This is a genomic window from Corynebacterium sp. DNF00584 (genome assembly GCF_001552965.1).
In the GTDB taxonomy this organism is placed as follows: domain Bacteria; phylum Actinomycetota; class Actinomycetes; order Mycobacteriales; family Mycobacteriaceae; genus Corynebacterium; species Corynebacterium phoceense.
Genome location: NZ_KQ959751.1, coordinates 1 through 1,063 on the forward strand (window position 1 = coordinate 1; position 1,063 = coordinate 1,063).

Below are 1,063 nucleotides of genomic sequence, written 5' to 3' on the forward strand. Positions count from 1 at the left end.
TGGGTGGGCTTTTTTGTTTGCCTATTTGAGTATTCGAAACTATTGACGAACACATCTGGGGGTAGGTAAGCTTGTGAACGTAAGAATTGGAACACTCTATCTAAACCATTACTTCACACTCTCACTCACCGACAGGGGTAGCCCACATGACCACTCCTCCCGATAACACCACCAACCCACCACCACCAACCGAACCCACCGGCCCCTACTTCGCCCCCTTGAATCCCGCTGGCCCCTTGGGAGAATACGTCGCCATCCGCAACGAATTCTTCTGGAAGGCCATCCACCGCGTCCTGCCCACCCCCGGCGACGATGTCGACATCGCCTTTTCCACCCTCGCCCGCAATCTCGATGTCTCACGCGACCGCGCTGAGAAGCTCTACCACGGGGTGGCCCGCATGGCCTCACTGCCCAAGCTCGCCGCCCATCATGAGCGCGGCTGGTATCTCGATGACAACCGTCTCGTGGTGATTGGCCAGATGCTCATCGGCGTCGAGGACCATCTGTTTCATCTCATCGATGACGCACTCGTGCGGTTGTTTACCCCAACCCGGAAGAATCAAGTGTTGCCGGATACTGCACGTGTGCGCAAGGTCATCCGCGAAATCTTGTACCAGTACTACGACCTCACGCGCGATACCCCGGAGGACTGCGAGGACGACGGCACGCGCTACCGCATGGACCACCGCGGCCAGAACTCATTCCTTAACGTGCGGATGGATGGGGTCGACGCCGAGGCTATCCATGAGCACATCCGCAAGTACGCCAACGCCAATAATTGCTCGTTTACCAAGGCCATGGTCGACCTCATCCTGAACGGCTCGAAGACAACCGTGGTGGTCAACGTGTTCAAGCCGGAAGGTGAATCCATGGCGTATCTTCCCGAACACGGTGTGGTCACGTTGGACAACACGGACTTGGAGATTATTGAGCGCCAGCTCGGGCCTGACCGCGTGGAAGGCTATGTGCCCACTGCGGCACAAAGGGCGTTTATTGAGGCCCGTGATGGGACGTGTCGCCGCGCGCACTGTACGGTGCCGGCGAAGTACGCGCAGCTCGACCA

The 1,063-nt window shown here is 58.2% G+C and carries 1 protein-coding gene; it reads left to right on the top strand.

The features are described 5' to 3' along the window. Nucleotides 1–146: 146 nt before the first annotated feature. Nucleotides 147–1,063: hypothetical protein (locus HMPREF0307_RS07190; protein WP_156435912.1), on the top strand; the 917-nt coding region annotated here is incomplete at its 3' end.